The organism is Paraburkholderia sp. JHI2823, from assembly GCF_038900695.1.
Classification (GTDB): domain Bacteria; phylum Pseudomonadota; class Gammaproteobacteria; order Burkholderiales; family Burkholderiaceae; genus Paraburkholderia; species Paraburkholderia mimosarum.
Genome location: NZ_JAYMRY010000011.1, coordinates 66161 through 83118 on the forward strand (window position 1 = coordinate 66161; position 16958 = coordinate 83118).

Here is a 16958-nt window from a genome sequence, read left to right on the forward strand (position 1 = left end):
CCCTTCTGACAACGGACGTCAACATGACATCGCCAATCATCAACACGACAACGATCAGTCTGGAAGCCGCACAAGCATTAATGGCCGAAGCGCGCCGCGCGTGCGCCGCGCGCGGGTTCGCGGCGACAATTGCCATTACCGATGCAGGCGGTCACCTGCGCGCTTTCGAGCGCGCCGATACGGCCCCGTTCCTGACTGTCGACGTCGCCATCGACAAGGCATGGACCGCCGCGTCATTCGGCATGGCCACGCACCAATGGAATCAGTACATGGCCGATCCTGCCGTTGCCCCGCTGGCGCACCATCCGCGGCTGATGCCGGTCGGCGGTGGCGTACCGATCTTTCACGAAGGGCGCCTGGTCGGGGGCATCGGTGTTTCTGGCGGAACATCGGCTCAAGACCACGAGGCCGCTGAGGAAGCGCTGCGCCACGCAGGGTTTGGCCAGTAAGCCTGGGCCGTTGCGCGAGCGGCTTGCCGTCAATCGACGCTCCACAAGAGCGGAACCGTTGCTCGTGAGAGACCGGTCCAGACTGCCGGATCACTCCGATCATTGTCGCTGAGGCTCTGGCAGTTCGAACGACTGCTTCGGGTCACCGGTTTCTACTTGACTCCAATCACCATTGAATCCGGGCCGGTAAGCGGCTCGACGCGTACCTGCGTAAAGCCGACTTCCTGCATCCATTCGCGACACTGCGCACCGGTATAGTCGAAACCGCCTGGTGTCTCGATAAGCATGTTCAGGCTCATCAGCAGGCCAAAGGCATTGCGTCTGCGGTCATCGTCGATTACCGCGTCGTAGACGATCAGGCAACCTCCGGGAGGTAGCGACGCGTAGCACTTCGCGAGGAGCTCGAGCTTCTGCCCGAGATCCCAGTCGTGGAGGATGTGTCCCATCACAAGCACATCGGCCGCCGGACAGGAATCCTTGAAGAAGTCGCCCGGATAGAAATGCAACCGTTCCTGCAGGCCGTGCGACGCTACGTACTCTTCAAAGACAGGGCCCACTACGGGCAGATCAAAGCCGCCGCCGCGCAAGTGGGGATGGGCGAGCGCGACCTGCACGGGTAAGGCACCCTGCGCGGCGCCGATGTCAATGAATGTGCTGTAGTTTTGCCAGGGAAATTGTTGTGCGATCGCCTTGGCCGCGCCCAGGCTGACCCCGCTCATTGCCCGGAGGAAACCCCGTAGCTTGTGTTCGTCGCGATACATCGCGTCGAAGGGGTTGCCACCCAGTTTTACCTCGTTCTGGGGCCGCCCCGTGCGAAGTGCTTCCGTCAGAGAGCCCCAAAACGGATATAACCGGGCGTTGGCCATATCCAGTACTCCACCTACGTAGCCAGGCTTGGCGACGTCCAGAAAAAGCTGGGCGTCTGGCGTATTGCGGTATTTCCCGTCTTCGCGTTCCAGCAGATTCAATGCGACCAGCGCGTCAAGAAAATCAAGGGCCGATCTCGGATGCAGTCCGAGTGCCTCAGTGAGTTCGGCAGCGTCGCGAGGTCCGGTCGCGAGGCACGAGAACACACCGAGTTCGACTGCGGACAATAAGGTTTTGGACGCCCAGAAACCCATGCCTAGCTGGAGTAGCCGTTCAGGGGAGAGTTCCAGCTGACGAGGGTTGTCAGCGCCATGTTCCTGTTGAACCATGCTCGGTGTGCTTTCCATCATTGCTCCCGGGGGACGTGTGAAGAAGCATCAGACAGGATAGTAGGCGAAACGAAAGTTTTCGAGCGTTCGCTACCGTACAGACGGGCTTCAGCGGCTCGGCATGTCCGCCGTAACGGGATCGTCTCGCTCCGGATGCTCGTCGCATGTCGCGCCATCAATGCCAATACCGACAAGCGGATCAGATGATCACATGCCCGTCGCACCTGATTTGATCGCAACTCGCACCGCCCGCCGTTCCGGACTCTCTCAATCGCGCACTGAGGTTGCTCCGCTTCGGCGGACTGCTCTGCAGTTGGCGATTTAACTGGCCCACGGCGGCGTCCAGCATCTGCTTTCCTTGCCTTTACCAAACCGGAAAAACGACGTCCGGCTGCGGCGTAAATTGAATGCCCGAGTCTGGGCACGTTACGCGTCCCCTGACGGCAACCCGCTGATTCACGTACGGCAGCAGGAGCATCGGAGCTGGCTCGCCTCCCTGGCCAAGAAGGATGTCGGACACCACCTTGTCGTTGCAGGGGGACGTGGAGGGCCGATCCAGCGTGATTGTCGTATATTCACCCGGCGCATACTCTCCGCTGCCGCGCTGGACAGTCCCCGTGATCCAGATGTCGTGTTGTAGCGGCAATGTCGGCAGCGGCGGGCTGGCTGACATAGCGTTCTCCGACCATAGCCCGGCGATCACAATTAACGGGACCAGGACACTCAATCGTCTTTTCGTGGGGCGAGCCTCTCGACGTCCGGTGCGCCTCACTGTTTCCTTTCCGGCGTCCCTGTTAGCGTGGCGCCGGCTCTCGTCGAAGTATGCGGGAACCGCGATCACCGCCTCGGTAACCGGCTCGTCAACGGAGTCTTCGGCAGTCTTTTTCGTCTTGCGCAGCACTTCCGCAAAGACTTGCGGCGACGCGATCTTTTCGTCGTGCGCTCCGATGCAAGCGCCCCGGTTGTCGCGCTCGAACGCGTAGAGCGTATCCCTGCGTTGGCTGATTGCGTGACGCCTTGTGGGTGCGCCGACCAGTATCTGATCCTCGTCGAGAGATGCAGCGACCAATGGCGTCGTACGGGCGCCATCCGGGTTTTCAATGACATTGAACTGGTTGGCTTCCAGCAGCGCAACGCACGACGCCGTGGTGTCGAGGTCGATGCCGATGATCTTGCCCATGATGTCTTTCCCGATGCTCAACGGTTCAGTTCGTTGCCAGGGCACTCGTGCACGCTTTGCCACCGTGCACGCGTGCATCGCTGGTCCGTTGCCGGCGGTGGCATGGAAAACGTGGTCTCGTCCCGTGGCAATTCGCCGGCCACGGCGGCGAGGTCAGCCCTGCCGAGGCGGCATTCTGCGGCGCCGTGCGCCCGACTTTCGCCGGGTCGACCACACCTGAGAAACGCGTCGCCATGCGCGAGCCGGAACGTTGCCCGCGGGGCAGCCGCGCTGTTACCGGGGGCGCAAGTGCGACGCGATCTGGTGAGATATCTGCCGCACGGCGGCGATGCGGTCGCGCAGCTTGCGCCGGGCGTGCCGCGCGAGCGGCAGCAAGACGCCGGTCAGGACGACGGTCGTGCGGTGGAAGCTCTCGGACAACGTAGTTGAAGCCAAGCGGCGATGAAGGCAGCTCATCGTCTTCTCCTTCGACGCAGCAAGGAAGAGAACGGGCTTGCGCGCTCCAGTTCGCCTGCCACGCTGCGAGGCAAACAAATCGAAACACGCAGCATGCAACCGGTCCATCACCGGGCACACTGCCTGAGCTGAATACAAGTTAGTTTCACTGATGAAAATTTTCAAGATGATGCGATGAATCCCGGTAACCCGGCCGGGCGAGCCAGTATGCAGCGTTGCGCACTTGAAAAATCCTTGCCAGTTCCAGCCTGGCCTCTTGAAATCCTCGCCAGAGCCGCTATCTTAGGATTCGCTCAGGCAGACGCGCGGGTGCCGTCGTCCAGTGCGCTGCCGGCTTCGATTTGTTTTGCCAGATGGCAGGCGAACTGGTGCGCGTAGGGCCGTTCGCCTCCCTGCATCACTTGGGGAGAACAGCCTCATGAGCGATCTCTTCGGAACCGACCTCTTCAGTGAATTCGACCGGCTGCAGCGGCAGATCTCGAATCTCTTCGGTAATTTCCCCTCCAGTCTCCTGGCGAGCCGGTCACGCGCGTTCCCGCCCGTCAATATAGGCGCCACCAACAACTCAATCGAGATCGTCGCCTTTGTACCGGGCATCAATGCGGAGGAACTCGACGTGTCGATCGACAAGGGGCTGCTGACCATCAACGGTCAGCGCAAGCCGGCACTGCCCGATACCAGCGACGACACACGAGCTTATTCGCAGGAAGTCTTCGCGGGCGCGTTCCGGCGGTCATGGAGCTGTTCAGGCGCGCGACAAGAATGGTTGTTCGTCGATCGCCAGCGGATGACGATTACACCCGCCGTCGACTCTCTTGCGCCGTGGACTGGAATGGGAACGTGCGCGGCCGAAGAAGCGCAAGATGGAGCAGAGACCGCTCCCGAGGCCCAGTCCGAAAGCGTCGACGTGGAAATGGTGCCGGTGCAATAGCCGGAATACGATTTTCCTGCCAGATTCGAGAGGAGGAAACGATGAACCCCGATCCGAAAAAGTGGAATCCCTTCAAGTTCCTTCGCGGGGCCGCCCGCAAGTCCGATGCGGACAGCACCGAGAACGGCACGGAAAGGCCGCCGGAGAGCGACAACGAACAATGGCGGGCCTCCCTGCCCGACTTTGCCCGATTGTTCTCTCGAGAACCATGGCGCGCAGTGGAGGAGTTTTTTCACGACCCGTTTGCAGGCCGTAGCGCGCTCGAACGATGGTTCGGCGACTTCAGTTCATCGCGCTTCCAGCCGCGCATCGACGTCGTCGATGAGGGGCCGGTGCTGCGCGTGACCGCAGAACTGCCCGGGATGCAGCGCGAAGACGTGAAGGTGAGCGTCGAGGACGGCGCGATCGTGCTGCGTGGTGAGAAAAAGCAGGATGTGCGCAGTGAGGAAAACGGCTGCTACCGGCTGGAACGTGCCCATGGTCGCTTCGTGCGCACGATCCCGATGCCTGAATATGCCGACCCCGATCACGCACTGGCAAAGTTCGACAACGGTGTGCTCACGCTGACCGTGCCAAAAGCGGAGCCGACGCGATCTGCCAGCCGCACGATCGATATCGGCTAGGGCGAACATGCAAAGCGCTATGACGGCGCGCGCAAATGAGAACTTGGCCGTTACTCCGCTGATTGAGCAGTGGGCTTTCAATGCGTTGGTCACGGGTTCGAGTCCCGTGCGTCGCACGAAACCGGAAAGCCCACGCCACCTGGCAAACGTGGCTCGCGCCTGCGTCCGCGGGTATCGGCCAGACGCAGGCGGCATGGGACACGTTCGGTTCGACAAGGCCTTGAATGGCGGTCAGCTCGCCGAGGTGGCCCGCTCGCGTCCTTGTTGCCCGGAAAAGGTGTATTGAATGCGCGCCAGCGGGCAGCTTCACCGAAGAGCAGGCGGCAGAACGGGGATGACAGCGCATGATGTCTGATTCTGCGGCGGCAGCAAGGCGCTCGTGATGCACGCTATGTCACCAAGCCCCCCAACGCCTGGCCGAGGCGGTTCTATTCAGCCATGAGATGGCGGATAACGAGTGCCGGGTCGGCAATATCCAGAATCAGCCGACGAAGGATGCGCCGGCGCATGTGCTCCTCGTCGAGCGTCCAGGGCGCGCCCTTCTCGCTCAGATAGCGAGCGAGGGCGTCCTTTGTCTGCACCTGCTGGCAGCTCAAGCCGCACGGCCAGCAGTCCCGCCACGACATCATCGATCTCGACGTCGAGCGGTCTTGAGTCAATGCGAAGTTCGAGTTTCATGACGGTCTCCGGTAAAAAGCGGCGCCGCATGACGGAGACAGCGTGCGGCGCCGAACGCATTGCGCCGGTCGCGACTGTTGACCGGCGCAGGCTGGACTCACTCAGGGTCAGTACTCGAGCTCCGGTGCGGCGGATGGCGCCGGTTTGTCGTCCTTGGGCACTTCGGCCACTGTTGCATCCGTCGTCAGGATCAGCCCCGCAATCGACGCGGCGTTCTGCAGTGCCGTGCGCGTGACCTTGGTAGGATCGACCACGCCCGCCTCGACAAGATCGCCGTATTCGCCGGTGGCCGCGTTGTAGCCGAAGTTGCCGTCGCCTTCGAGCACCTTCGCGATGACCACTGAAGGCTCATCGCCAGCGTTCGAGACGATCACGCGCATTGGCGCTTCGAGCGCGCGCAGCACGATCTGAATACCTGCGTCCTGATCACTGTTGAGGCCTTTCAGGGGCATCACGGCCGAACGCGCGCGCACGAGCGCGACGCCACCGCCCGGCACAATGCCTTCCTCGACCGCCGCACGCGTGGCGTGCAGCGCGTCGTCGACGCGGTCCTTCTTCTCCTTCATCTCGACCTCGGTGGCCGCCCCGACCTTGATCACGGCCACGCCGCCGGCGAGCTTTGCCACACGCTCCTGCAGCTTCTCGCGATCGTAGTCGCTCGTCGCTTCCTCGATCTGCACACGAATCGACTTCACGCGCGCTTCGATGCGCTTCTCGTCGCCTGCGCCGTCGATGATGATGGTGTCGTCCTTGCGCACTTCCACTCGCTTCGCGCGCCCTAGATCTTCGAGCGTTGCCTTCTGCAGTTGCTTGCCGGTCTCTTCGGAGATGACGCTCGCGCCAGTGAGGATGGCGATGTCTTCGAGCATGGCCTTGCGGCGGTCGCCAAAACCGGGCGCCTTGACGGCCGCCACCTTGAGGATGCTGCGCACTGCGTTGACCACAAGTGTGGCCAGGGCTTCACCATCGATGTCTTCTGCGACGATCAGCAGGGGCTTGCCTGCCTTGGAGCTCGCTTCGAGCACCGGCAGCAGATCCCGGATATTCGAGATCTTTTTATCGTGCAGCAGGATCAATGCGTCGTCGAGATACGCGGCCTGCTTGTCGGGATCGTTGATGAAGTAGGGGCTCACGTAGCCGCGGTCGAACTGCATGCCCTCCACCACTTCAAGTTCATTCTCGAGCGACTTGCCGTCTTCGACCGTGATCACGCCTTCCTTGCCGACCTTTTCCATTGCGTCGGCGATGATTTTGCCGATTGCTTCATCGGAGTTCGCCGAGATCGAACCGACCTGCGCGATCTCCCTGCTCGTGGAAATCGGCTTCGACAGCTTGCGCAGCTCGTCGAGCACGGCAGCGACAGCCTTGTCGATACCGCGCTTCAGATCCATCGGGTTCATGCCGGCTGCGACGTGCTTCATGCCTTCCTGCACGATCGCCTGGGCGAGCACGGTGGCGGTGGTCGTGCCGTCGCCCGCCACGTCGGCGGTCTTCGAGGCGACCTGCTTGACGATCTGCGCGCCCATGTTCTCGAAGCGGTCCTTCAGCTCGATTTCTTTCGCGACCGACACGCCGTCCTTCGTGATGGTGGGTGCGCCGAAGCTGCGCTCGATCAGCACATTGCGGCCTTTGGGTCCGAGCGTGACCTTCACGGCATCGGCGAGGACGTTCACGCCCTTGACGATGCGGGCGCGTGCGCTGTCGTGGAATTTGACGTCTTTTGCACTCATGTTGTTGCTCCGGGTAAAGTCGATTGACTCAACGCGTCGCGAACGACCGGTCGTGTGTCCGCGACCGTCGTGCGATTTCAGGCGGCCTTGCGCGCGGCACCTGCGTCCGGCTCGATGACGCCCATGACGTCTTCCTCGCGCATGACGAGCAGTTCCTCGCCATCGACCTTGACGGTCTGGCCGGCGTACTTGCCGAAGAGCACCTGGTCACCGACTTTCAGCTGGAGCGCGCGCAGCGTTCCATCCTGGAGGAGCCGGCCGCTGCCGACGGCAACGACTTCGCCCTGTTCCGGCTTTTCTGCCGCTGAATCGGGAATCACGATGCCCGAGGCCGTCGTCCGCTGCATTTCGATTCGCTTGACGATAACCCGGTCGTAGAGGGGACGAATATGCATTTCCATCTCCTGAGCGATTAAAGGATCACCAATAAGGGAATCCGGCTGCGGGTACCGGCACACGTGGGAGGTCGCCGGGCAGCCGAGCCAATGTCTGGCGGAAAGCGAAATAGAGGCGCCCATCGCGCCCTTCAAGGGGCGCGAAAACAGCTCTCTGTAACAAATTGTTTCAGCGCGACAGGAGGATGCGGTGAACGGCGCCGAGGCGATAAACCGTGCGTCCACGCCCGCCAGCCCGGCGGGGCACAGGTGGTACCGGACACGGTGGCCGTCGTCCGCCGTCGGCCTCAAGCGTGTCGTCCGGTTCGTTGAGCGAGAACCATAGGCCGCCCTTGACGGGGCGGAACAGCCAGCGCAGATAGCCGCTGCGCGCGGCAAGCTGCATCAGTTCGCCGCGATCCGAATCGTCATGGAGAAGCTGTGCGTCGGGGGTCCCGTGCAGTCCGTAGTCGCCGAACGCCTGCCGGCAGGCGAGCGCCTCGGCAGCGCTTGCGCCGATCATGTTGCAGCCGCGCTGCTCGACGCGCTCGACTTCCCACGCGCCGGTTTGCCAGGCAGCATCAAGCAGCATGGCGTCCACTGTCTCGAAGCTGTACCACGGGGCGTCGAGCTGGAGGGCCGATCCTGGAACCGGTCGTGGCGGGATCTCAATGCCGGGCAGGACGAGCGGCGTCGCGCGCCGGAATCCATGCCAGTGAAGTATGGCGATGAGCGGCGTATTCACTCGCGCCGCCGCCGTGACCGTAACGGCAAAGAGCGGCAGGCGCACTATGTCGATCTGCTCCTGAAGCCTGTCGAAAAGATCCATGAAGCCTCCCGGTAGATATGCTGCAGGGCCTCTTGAAATTTCCGTTCCTTGCGCTATTTTATGCATCGCTCAGGCAGTCGCGATAAGCGCTGCGTGCTTCGATTCCGGCCAGGCGACGGACATCTGGTGCCGGAACATGGACGCTGAATCGCTGCGCAATCGCAACGACAGGTCGAGGAACGACGGGTGCTACACAGAACGGACTGGACCCGAATTCCGCGTGTCCGGACATGTTTCGGACACGCCTCTCAACCGGAGGTGTGATATGCAAACGGATAAAGTCGTCGAATATCACGGCTGCGAGCTCCGGCCGGTAGTCACCGCCACCGAGCGTGGCCGTTACACAGCTGCGGCCATCGTCACCGACCGGGCGGGCGAAATACGCACGCTTGGTGTCGACGGAGATTTCGCCAACGCGCAGGAGGCACGCGACGAAGCGCTGGAACTTGCCGTCGCATGGATTCAGGAACGCTCAGTGGTTTCGGACCGATATGTCCGACGGACCTAGGCTCCAATCAGCAACTGCCGTCAGAATGCGAGGTAAACACCGGCGGATTCGTGGGTCGATCGGATTCCGGTTGTGTGCTTCCGGAATTCATTCGCTTTCCACCATCACGATGATGTTCAGGTTTCCTTATCATCGAGGAGAATATCACTCCGGGAATGCGGTTGTCCATTGAGAACCACAGGCCAGTCCAAGTAGTCGGCAACCACTCGGTGAAACCCATTGACGAAACATTGCCAGACGAGGCGCGCCGTGCCGCATCCGTAACCTTGATCTCCGCCACCCCGCCCGCCGCAGTGACCTCCCTCACTGCGGCGAGCTTGTCCTCGGTACGGCCGCCAGGACTACTGCAGCCCCTTCCGCTGCAAGTCCCAGCGCGGTCGCACAGCCCATCGCGGCCATGTTCCGTACGTTGCAGGGCCGAACCGATCAGAACACGTGATGGATACCGATATCGACGCCAACGGTCGTACCAGAAGGCGCGTACAGCGAGCTAGGCGTATTGCCGCCATTGCCAATCTGGAGGCCGAAATTCTGGTTGCCCTTGTTGTTGACCACGCCGACCTGCGTGTACACCCCGGTGCGTTTCGACAGACTATAAGTCGCCCCCAGCGCGCCAACGAGCGATTTGCTGTCGGTATCTTTGCGGTTGACCGTGTACCAGACGCCGGCATCGAGATTGAGTGCTGGCGTGGCCTGCCAGGCGAAGCCGCCGTTCCAGATATCGTAGTCGATGCCGCTTCCCGCCATCTTGAAGTCGGTAAACGAGGCCTTGGTCGTCAGCGCGCCGAATTTATAGGTGGCGCCGATAACACGGCCTATCATTCCAAGCCGATCGGGCAGCGGTGCGGTGGGAGGTCCCTCGATGCCGTTATAGTAGGCGGCATAGAGACCAAGCCCCTCCCAGTTGTACGAGAGATTGGCCGAGTACGAGCGACCGGTCTTGAAGCTACCCGCCACGCCGCCTGGCGCATACATCACGCTGGCTTGCAGTCCGCCCAGCACGGGGCTCGTGTAGGTCAGCGCGTTGGCGCTGAAGATGGCCGTCACGACCGTAGTGTCGATGAACGGCACAAGCGAACTGCCGAGTTGCGACATGTTGCGCGGATCGAGCGCGTAAACGGTATTGAAAAACGGCGAATATTGCAGACCCGCGCGCGCGGTACCGAAGTTACCGCTCAAGCCAACCCATGCTTGACGGCCGAAAAAGTTGCCGTTCGAATCGTTGAGGCCACCGTTGGCGATATTGATGCCGCTTTCGAGCTTGAACTCGGCGTGAAGACCCCCGCCCAGATCTTCGTCGCCACGCAGGCCAAACAATGATGGCATCTGGCCACTATCGGTGAAACCGAAGAATTTACCGCCATTGCCACCGCTGGCATTGCGGGTCTTGCTGAGATAGAGAAGTCCACCGTCCACGATACCGTACAGCGTCACGCTGCTTTGGGCCTGCGCGCCGACCGCAAACAACATGACCGAAGCGGCCAGCGCAGATTTCACGAAGTTTTCTTTAGCCAATTTACCGCGTCTCCAAATAATTGCTTTTTTCGAATCGGGGTCTCTGATGTCCCCGACTTATACAGGGCGAAAACCGACGTCGTCGTGACGGCGCCTTGTCACGCGACCCGCCCTTTTTCCTGCGCATCCCATCAAAGCACCACAGCCGGTGTCTCGATCTTCAGATCGCGGCGCACCACTACAGGCGCACCGCCATGCAGCTTCTTGTTGACCCAGGCAGACAATGCGGAGTCCATATAATCCGCATGACCTGGAAACCAGTCGATCAATGCCTGCGCAAGCCTCCTGACGTCCGACAACCCCGCTTCCCCGACCGCCGCCAGTGCGTTCACCTGCTGAACGGCGTCGAGCACTTTCTGATGTTCATCGAGATGACACTCCCTGGCCGGGAAGCCGGTTTTCGTCATCCACTCGAGCTCGACGGCGAAGTGGGACAGCAGATGCGTCTCCACTGCCTGCAGGCAGGCAAGCGCGGTGTGCTGTGTGCACTCGCGCAGCGCCATGACAACGTCGACGAACTCCTCGTGAGCCTCGTCGATCGGCGCATGGCCCAGCAGCATCGCACTGCTCCATTCGAGCGTTTCAGTGTGCGGCGCGACACGCGGCCGGTGCTGCCCGTGGTGTCCAGCTTGCTGACTCATCGTATGCGTTTCCACCTGGTTTCCCCTCTGAGCATTACTTCCGGTCGGCACCGATCAGGATCGCCGCCATCACGGCTGGTTGCGCGCTGCTGTTGCGCCAGGCGTGACGGGTGCCGTTCTGGATCACGACATCGCCGGCCTTCAAGTGGCGAACCTGACCATCATCGAGTTCGAGCGTCAGTTCGCCGGCCAGGATGATGTCGTAGTCCACCGATTCGGTACGATGGAAACCCGAGCCGTTCGGCTCGAAGCATTCGGCCAGACCCGGCAGGTTCGCCGCGTACTCAGCACCCGCCGCGGCCGGATCAAAATCCGGCGAGGCCATCACGCTGTCGGGCGGAAACTGCACGATCATGAAGCGCGTGCCATGCGGGTCAGGAATCGTCGAGTCCAGGCTGACCACCGGGTCGCCGCCCGGGTGCGGCAATGTGGCAGCCCCCTCGAACGTCGCCCAAACCTGCGTGGTCTCGAAGCCCGGTACCGCCGCATAGGCATGCCGGGTTTCCACCTCGCCATCGGCCACGAATACCGACTTGCCGTCCTGCTCGCCGGTCACGATACGTCTCACCATGTCGCTCTCCTCGATTTACTTTGGATACCTTACTGAACAATGACAACATTGACGAAGCCGCTCGCACGCTTCTCGGCGTCCGACAATGCTTCGTTAGCCTGATCCAGCTGATAGCGGTGGTGATCGAAGACATCGAGATCGAGCGTGCCGGCCGCGGCCATATTCGCGAGGTCCTGACCTTCGGCGACAGAGAACCATACAGAGCCGATGATGCTGATCTGCGAACACATCATTTCGTGCATGACGATCGGCAGCGGATCGGTCATCGAACCGATCTCGACCAGCTTGCCGCCGCGCCGCAGCGACGCCATCGCATCGAGCGTGACCTGGTGCGGTGAGCCGGGACCAATCGCGTCAACGACGGCATCGACTCCGGTCCCGCCGGTTTCCTGGCGAGCCCAATCGGCCAGTGAGCCAGTTCCGTACGAAAACGTACTGATTCGCTGCGGATCGAGTGCCTTGACCTTTGCCAGCACCGCCTCGTTACGCGCCACGCACAGAATCTTGATGGCGCCCATGGCACGCGCGATCTGCACTGCACCCAGGCCCAGCGTGCCGGTCGCGCCAACGATCAGCACCGTTCGCCCTGCGCCAACACCCGCCTTGCGCAGACCGGAATAAGCGGTACCGAGATAACCGAAACGCGCTGCCGTTTCGAAGCTCACGGCATCTGGCAGCTTGACGAGGCCATCGGCCGGCGCCGTCGCAAACTCGCAGAAGCCGCCATACGGGTACTGCCGGTAGATGTTCTTCGACTTCGGACCGAAGCCGAAGTAACCCTGGAACGTGAACGCCTCGCAGTTGATCGGCTCGCCGATACGACATGCATGGCACGAGCCGCACGAGCGGCCCGGATTGATATAGACACGATCGCCGCGGCTCAGACCTGTCACTGCACTGCCAACCTCAGCGACCACGCCGGCCGCATCGAGGCCGTAGATCGCGGGCAAATCGGGCACGGTGAGGTAGGCGCGATCGCCGTAGTTGCTCATCACGTTGCGCAGGTTCGGCACGACGCCGGACGCCTTCACGCTGACCAGCACATCGGTCGGCCGCAACAAATCGGGCTTCGGAATCGTGTCGAGAACGAAACGCCCACCCGCGTCGTGAACGCGCATCGCGCGCATGGTATTGGCCGTGCTCATTGAGATGTCTCCTTTTGTTTATTGGGGTAAATCCTTAGCGCCGCAGCAGGGCTCCGAACCGTCTAAAGCCTCCTCTTCCACTCGGGATTAACCCCGATTCGGCCTGCACGAGCGAGGACTACAAGCAAGCCATCCGTCCGCTGGCAGCGCCACCTAGCAAGGATTCACGTCAATTTCCATGACGACGATCAAGCCATCGATCACGGATAGACGATTGAACATTGATTGAATTTAAATTGACTGTCAATTTATATTTCCGTAGCCTTCACGCACAGCATCGAACACGGGTCCGTCCATATCCGTGTCCGTCTGTGCAACGCAAGCTTCCGTCGCTATGCGACAGCTAGCCCATAACAACCCGGAGATACCAGTAATGAGCGATACGCCCATCGTCCGCCGTCGCAGCGGCGCGCGTCTGAACGACATCAGCGATGCCCGCGTCAACGACGCCAAGGTTCAAAGCCAGTACCAGCCCTACAAGGACGCCGCGTGGGGCTTCGTGAATCATTGGTACCCGGCCCTGTTCAGCAATGAGCTGGCAGAAGATGCCATAGAGGGCATCCAGATCTGTGGCATTCCGATCGTGCTGCGCCGCGTCGACGGAAAGGTCTACGCGCTCAAGGATCAGTGCGTGCATCGCGGCGTGCGCATGTCGGCCAAGCCGATGTGTCTGACAAAGGACACCATCAGCTGCTGGTATCACGGCTTCACGTTCAATCTGGCGGATGGCAAGCTCGCCACCATCGCCGGCAACCCGGACGACAAGCTGATCGGCACCACCGGCGTTACGACCTATCCGGTCGAGGAAGTGGCCGGCATGATTTTCGTGTTCGTGCGCGAAGACGACTTCCCGCTCGAAGACGTGCCGCCGCTCTCGGCAGACCTGCCGATCCGCTTCCCGGAGAACGACGAACGCTTCCCGCATCCACTGTGGCCATCGGCACCGAGCCTGCTCGACAAGGACGTGGTCGCGCGCGGCATGCACCGCACCGGTTTCGCAAACTGGCGTATCGCCTGCGAGAACGGCTTTGACAACGCCCACATCCTGGTCCACAAGGACAACGCCATCATCCACGCCAAGGACTGGGTGCTGCCGCTCGGCATCGTGCCCGCTGCCGATGACTGCATCGCAGCGGTGGAAGACGAGAATGGTCCGAAAGGCCTGGTGCAGTGGCTGTTCACCGAGAAGTGGGCGCCGATCCTCAAGAACGAGACGGTCGGTCTCGAAATCAGCAACCCGGTCGCGCGGCCGTACCGCACCTCGGTATTCCTGCCCGGCGTGCTGATGGTCGAGAACTGGCCGGAAGAGCATGTCGTGCAGTTCGAGTGGTACGTGCCGATCACCGACGACACCTACGAGTACTGGGAAATCCTGGCGCGCGTGTGCCCGACCGAAAAGGAGCGCAAGGACTTCAACTATCGCTACGAGTACTTCTTCAAGCCGCTGTGCCTGCACGGCTTCAACGACTGCGACCTCTACGCGCGCGAAGCCATGCACGACTTCTATGCCGACGGCACCGGCTGGGATGACGAACAGCTGGTGGCGACCGACGTCTCGCCGATTACGTGGCGCAAGATCGCATCGCGCTGGAACCGCGGCATCGCCAAACCGGGACGCGGCGTGGATGGCGCGATCAAGGCGGGCGCGATCCGCATGAAGCGCACTGCCGAGGGCAAGGCACCCGCCTACTTCGTCGAGAAGATCGAAGAAGACGATAAGTAATCCGTAATTCTTCCGTATCAAGGTACCCGTATGTCATCCGTTAAACATGTCACTCTGAAATTCCGCGACGGACAGGAGACATCGGTTGCCGTGCAGCCTGGCGAGAGCGTGCTTGATGCCGCTCTCGCCGCGGGCGCCCCGGTCCTCCACCAGTGCCGCTCTGGCTCCTGCTCGAGCTGTATGGCGCATCTGGTGGAAGGCCAGGCCGGCCTGCGCGCCGGCGCGAGCTCGACTCTGCTCAAGAGCGAGTTCGATGCCGGCGAGCGTCTGCTGTGCGTAACCGAGCCCGAAACCGATTGCACGTTCTCGCTGAACTACGAGAGCGCTGTGGGGTCGACAAAGGCCGTCAAGGCACATGCTTTCGTCGACAGCATCGAGAAAATCGCCCCGAACGCGGTGCGCGTCTCGCTCGAACTGGCCGAAGGCTCGTGGCTCGATTTCCGCCCCGGCCAGTTCATCCAGGTTCGCGTTCCGGGCACGGATGTGACGCGCAGCTACTCGCCGTCGAGCACTGCGGCCGACCTGCCGAAAATCGAACTACTGGTGCGCCTGCTCGAGGACGGCGTGATGTCGTCATGGCTCGAGAATCGGGCGCAGCCCGACGACGTGATCGAGATCGAAGGCCCATTCGGCAACTTCTATCTGCGCGAGAAAGTCCCGGCGCCGCACATCATGGTGGCGGGCGGTACGGGTCTCGCGCCCATCATGTCGATGATCGACACGATCCGCCGCAAGTCGGGACGCAAACCATCGGTACTGCTGAGCTTCGGATGCGCGACTCCCGAGCAGCTGTTCTGCCTCGACGACATCGATCTGCGCAAGCACTGGCTGCCGCAGCTGGACGCGCGCATTTCGGTCGACCACAACCCCACCGGCGATTTCCTGCGAGGCAATCCGGTCGATGCGCTGAGCGCCGACGACGTCACGCACCCCGACACCGTCGCCTATCTGTGCGGGCCGCCGCGCATGATCGAAGCCGCCACGCTCAGGCTGACCGAACTCGGCTTGCGCCCGGAAAACATCTACGCCGAGCAGTTTTCTCCATCGAACTGATCGCACTTGTGAATGCAGAGGTAAGTCGTGCTGACAACGAAACCGTTGCCCTTCTCTCCTGAACAGCAGGTCTGGTACGAACGCGCCTGCGCCCGGCTCGATCCGGGCCGCCTGCAACGGCTGCTGTTCGATTTGACGGACATCCACAGCCCTACCGGCGCGGCCCGCGAGGCCAGCGAGTTCATGGCGCGCCATCTCGGCAACATCGGCATGAACGCCAGCTACCGCCGCATGAACGAACGGACCGGCAATGTGGTGGGCGAGAAGCGCGGCAGCGGCGGCGGCGCCTCCGTGATGCTGTACGCGCCGATCGACACGCACCTCGAAGGCGATGCAACCGACAACCCATGGGTCGGACCGCCCGAGCACGTCGATCTGAAACCGCAGGCGCGCATGGAGGGCGACTGGGTGTTCGGGCTCGGTGCCTCCAATCCGAAAGGCATGATCGCCACCCTGACCGAGGTGGCGACCGCGCTGATCGAAGCCGATGTGCCACTGACGGGGGACCTGATCGTCGCGATGGCCGATGGCGGCATGCCTGTCGACGTCGCCGCACGCGACCAGGCCGGCATGTCGGCCGGCGTCACCCATCTGCTGAGCCGCGGCGTGGCGCCCGACTTCGCGATCGTGATGAAGCCGTGGAACTGGGTCTATCACGAAGAGCCGGGCATGGGCTGGTTCAAGGTCAAGGTCAAGGGCACGCTCGGCTATGCGGGCGTGCCGCGCGGGACGCCTGGCTTCCGCAGCTCGGTCGTGCCCGCCGCGCGGGTGATTCTCGAACTCGAGCAATGGCTGATCGAGTATGCCGAGCGCAATACCTCCGGTGTGGTCAAGCCGCACGGCTGGATTGCAGGCGTCCAGGGCGGCTGGCCCGAACGTCCGGCGTTCCCGTCGGCGGTCACGGAAATTTTCTTCGATGTGCGTATCAATCCACGAACGAGCCCAGGCGAGATCAAGGCACAGTTCGCGGCATTCATGACCGGGCTGCAGGCACGCCACCCCGATTTCGATCTGGACTGGGAAATGTACGGTTCGGTGCCGGGCGGCACGACCGAGCCCGACAACTGGATCATCCAGTCCGCGCGCCGCGGCTGGGAGCATATCGAACAGCGCCCGCATCCGACGCCCGACTATCTTGGCGGGCAGACCGACGGGGCCGCGCTGCGGCGCTTCGGGATCCCGACCGCCCGGATCGGCTGGCCGTGGCCCGCCGAAGGCTCGCCCGAACCGCTCGCCGAGGGGCTCGGCGGCATGGGCGCCACCTATATCCCCGATCTCATGCCGTGCGCCCACAAGATCCTGTACGCGCTGATCGATACGCTTACGCGGCCGCGCGCGGAACTCGGTCTTTAAACC

At 62.1% G+C, this 16958-nt stretch carries 15 protein-coding genes and 3 pseudogenes; 7 read left to right on the forward strand and 11 right to left on the reverse strand.

Translation table 11 applies throughout. The features are described 5' to 3' along the window. Positions 1–23: 23 nt before the first annotated feature. Positions 24–449, forward strand: coding sequence for a heme-binding protein (locus VSR34_RS14800; protein WP_028232621.1), 426 nt, complete (start codon positions 24–26; stop codon positions 447–449). Between the two features lie 152 nt (positions 450–601). Here VSR34_RS14800 and VSR34_RS14805 read toward each other — a convergent pair whose 3' ends face one another. From VSR34_RS14805 to VSR34_RS14815, 3 genes and pseudogenes are all read right to left on the reverse strand, one after another. Next, on the reverse strand, positions 602–1645 hold the full coding sequence (locus tag VSR34_RS14805; protein ID WP_342962839.1) for a methyltransferase: 1044 nt from the start codon (positions 1643–1645) through the stop codon (positions 602–604). Positions 1646–2423: 778 nt separating this feature from the next. Then, positions 2424–2825 (reverse strand): annotated as a pseudogene (locus tag VSR34_RS14810) (Hsp70 family protein); the annotation flags it as partial. Positions 2826–3098: 273 nt separating this feature from the next. After that, complete coding sequence (locus VSR34_RS14815) at positions 3099–3446, reverse strand: hypothetical protein (protein ID WP_155836922.1); 348 nt, start codon at positions 3444–3446, stop codon at positions 3099–3101. A gap of 253 nt (positions 3447–3699) precedes the next feature. Between VSR34_RS14815 and VSR34_RS14820 the strand changes: the two are divergent. Beyond that, positions 3700–4072: pseudogene (locus VSR34_RS14820) on the forward strand (Hsp20/alpha crystallin family protein). A gap of 181 nt (positions 4073–4253) precedes the next feature. Further along, positions 4254–4835, forward strand: coding sequence for an Hsp20/alpha crystallin family protein (locus tag VSR34_RS14825; protein WP_028213713.1), 582 nt, complete (start codon positions 4254–4256; stop codon positions 4833–4835). A gap of 428 nt (positions 4836–5263) precedes the next feature. Here the strand turns inward: VSR34_RS14825 and VSR34_RS14830 are convergent. The 4 genes and pseudogenes from VSR34_RS14830 to VSR34_RS14845 all read right to left on the reverse strand — a co-directional run bounded on the left by VSR34_RS14830 (position 5264) and on the right by VSR34_RS14845 (position 8446). After that, a pseudogene (locus VSR34_RS14830) lies at positions 5264–5513 on the reverse strand (hypothetical protein). Between the two features lie 107 nt (positions 5514–5620). Next, positions 5621–7243, reverse strand: a complete 1623-nt coding sequence (gene groL / locus VSR34_RS14835) for a chaperonin GroEL (RefSeq protein ID WP_342962778.1) — start codon at positions 7241–7243, stop codon at positions 5621–5623. Between the two features lie 77 nt (positions 7244–7320). Beyond that, complete coding sequence (locus VSR34_RS14840) at positions 7321–7638, reverse strand: co-chaperone GroES (protein WP_342962840.1); 318 nt, start codon at positions 7636–7638, stop codon at positions 7321–7323. A 169-nt stretch (positions 7639–7807) separates the two neighbouring features. Next, a complete protein-coding gene (locus VSR34_RS14845) occupies positions 7808–8446 on the reverse strand; it encodes a diguanylate cyclase (protein WP_342962779.1) in 639 nt (212 codons plus the stop codon). 265 nt (positions 8447–8711) lie between these two features. Between VSR34_RS14845 and VSR34_RS14850 the strand changes: the two genes are divergently transcribed. Continuing rightward, positions 8712–8954 (forward strand): hypothetical protein, encoded by a 243-nt coding sequence (locus VSR34_RS14850; RefSeq protein WP_028213717.1) that lies wholly within the window; start codon positions 8712–8714, stop codon positions 8952–8954. A 426-nt stretch (positions 8955–9380) separates the two neighbouring features. On the opposite strand, the gene VSR34_RS14855 is transcribed toward VSR34_RS14850, so the two are convergent. The 4 genes from VSR34_RS14855 to VSR34_RS14870 all read right to left on the reverse strand — a co-directional run bounded on the left by VSR34_RS14855 (position 9381) and on the right by VSR34_RS14870 (position 12826). Continuing rightward, on the reverse strand, positions 9381–10469 hold the full coding sequence (locus VSR34_RS14855) for a porin (RefSeq protein ID WP_341809839.1): 1089 nt from the start codon (positions 10467–10469) through the stop codon (positions 9381–9383). Positions 10470–10600: 131 nt separating this feature from the next. Further along, a complete protein-coding gene (locus tag VSR34_RS14860; RefSeq protein WP_342962780.1) occupies positions 10601–11110 on the reverse strand; it encodes a hemerythrin domain-containing protein in 510 nt (169 codons plus the stop codon). A gap of 34 nt (positions 11111–11144) precedes the next feature. Further along, positions 11145–11681, reverse strand: a complete 537-nt coding sequence (locus tag VSR34_RS14865) for a cupin domain-containing protein (protein WP_342962781.1) — start codon at positions 11679–11681, stop codon at positions 11145–11147. A 29-nt stretch (positions 11682–11710) separates the two neighbouring features. Beyond that, positions 11711–12826 (reverse strand): zinc-binding dehydrogenase, encoded by a 1116-nt coding sequence (locus tag VSR34_RS14870; protein WP_342962782.1) that lies wholly within the window; start codon positions 12824–12826, stop codon positions 11711–11713. Between the two features lie 373 nt (positions 12827–13199). Here VSR34_RS14870 and VSR34_RS14875 point away from each other — a divergent pair, with 373 nt between their 5' ends. Genes VSR34_RS14875 through VSR34_RS14885 form a run of 3 tightly spaced genes read left to right on the forward strand, consistent with a single transcriptional unit; the run spans position 13200 to position 16955 of the window. Then, positions 13200–14549 carry a Rieske 2Fe-2S domain-containing protein gene (locus tag VSR34_RS14875; protein ID WP_342962783.1) on the forward strand — a complete coding sequence of 450 codons (1350 nt, stop codon included), beginning with the start codon at positions 13200–13202 and terminating at the stop codon, positions 14547–14549. A gap of 30 nt (positions 14550–14579) precedes the next feature. Then, positions 14580–15602 (forward strand): ring-hydroxylating dioxygenase ferredoxin reductase family protein, encoded by a 1023-nt coding sequence (locus VSR34_RS14880; RefSeq protein WP_342962784.1) that lies wholly within the window; start codon positions 14580–14582, stop codon positions 15600–15602. A gap of 27 nt (positions 15603–15629) precedes the next feature. Beyond that, on the forward strand, positions 15630–16955 hold the full coding sequence (locus tag VSR34_RS14885) for a hypothetical protein (protein WP_028230974.1): 1326 nt from the start codon (positions 15630–15632) through the stop codon (positions 16953–16955). The last annotated feature ends 3 nt before the right edge of the window (positions 16956–16958 follow it).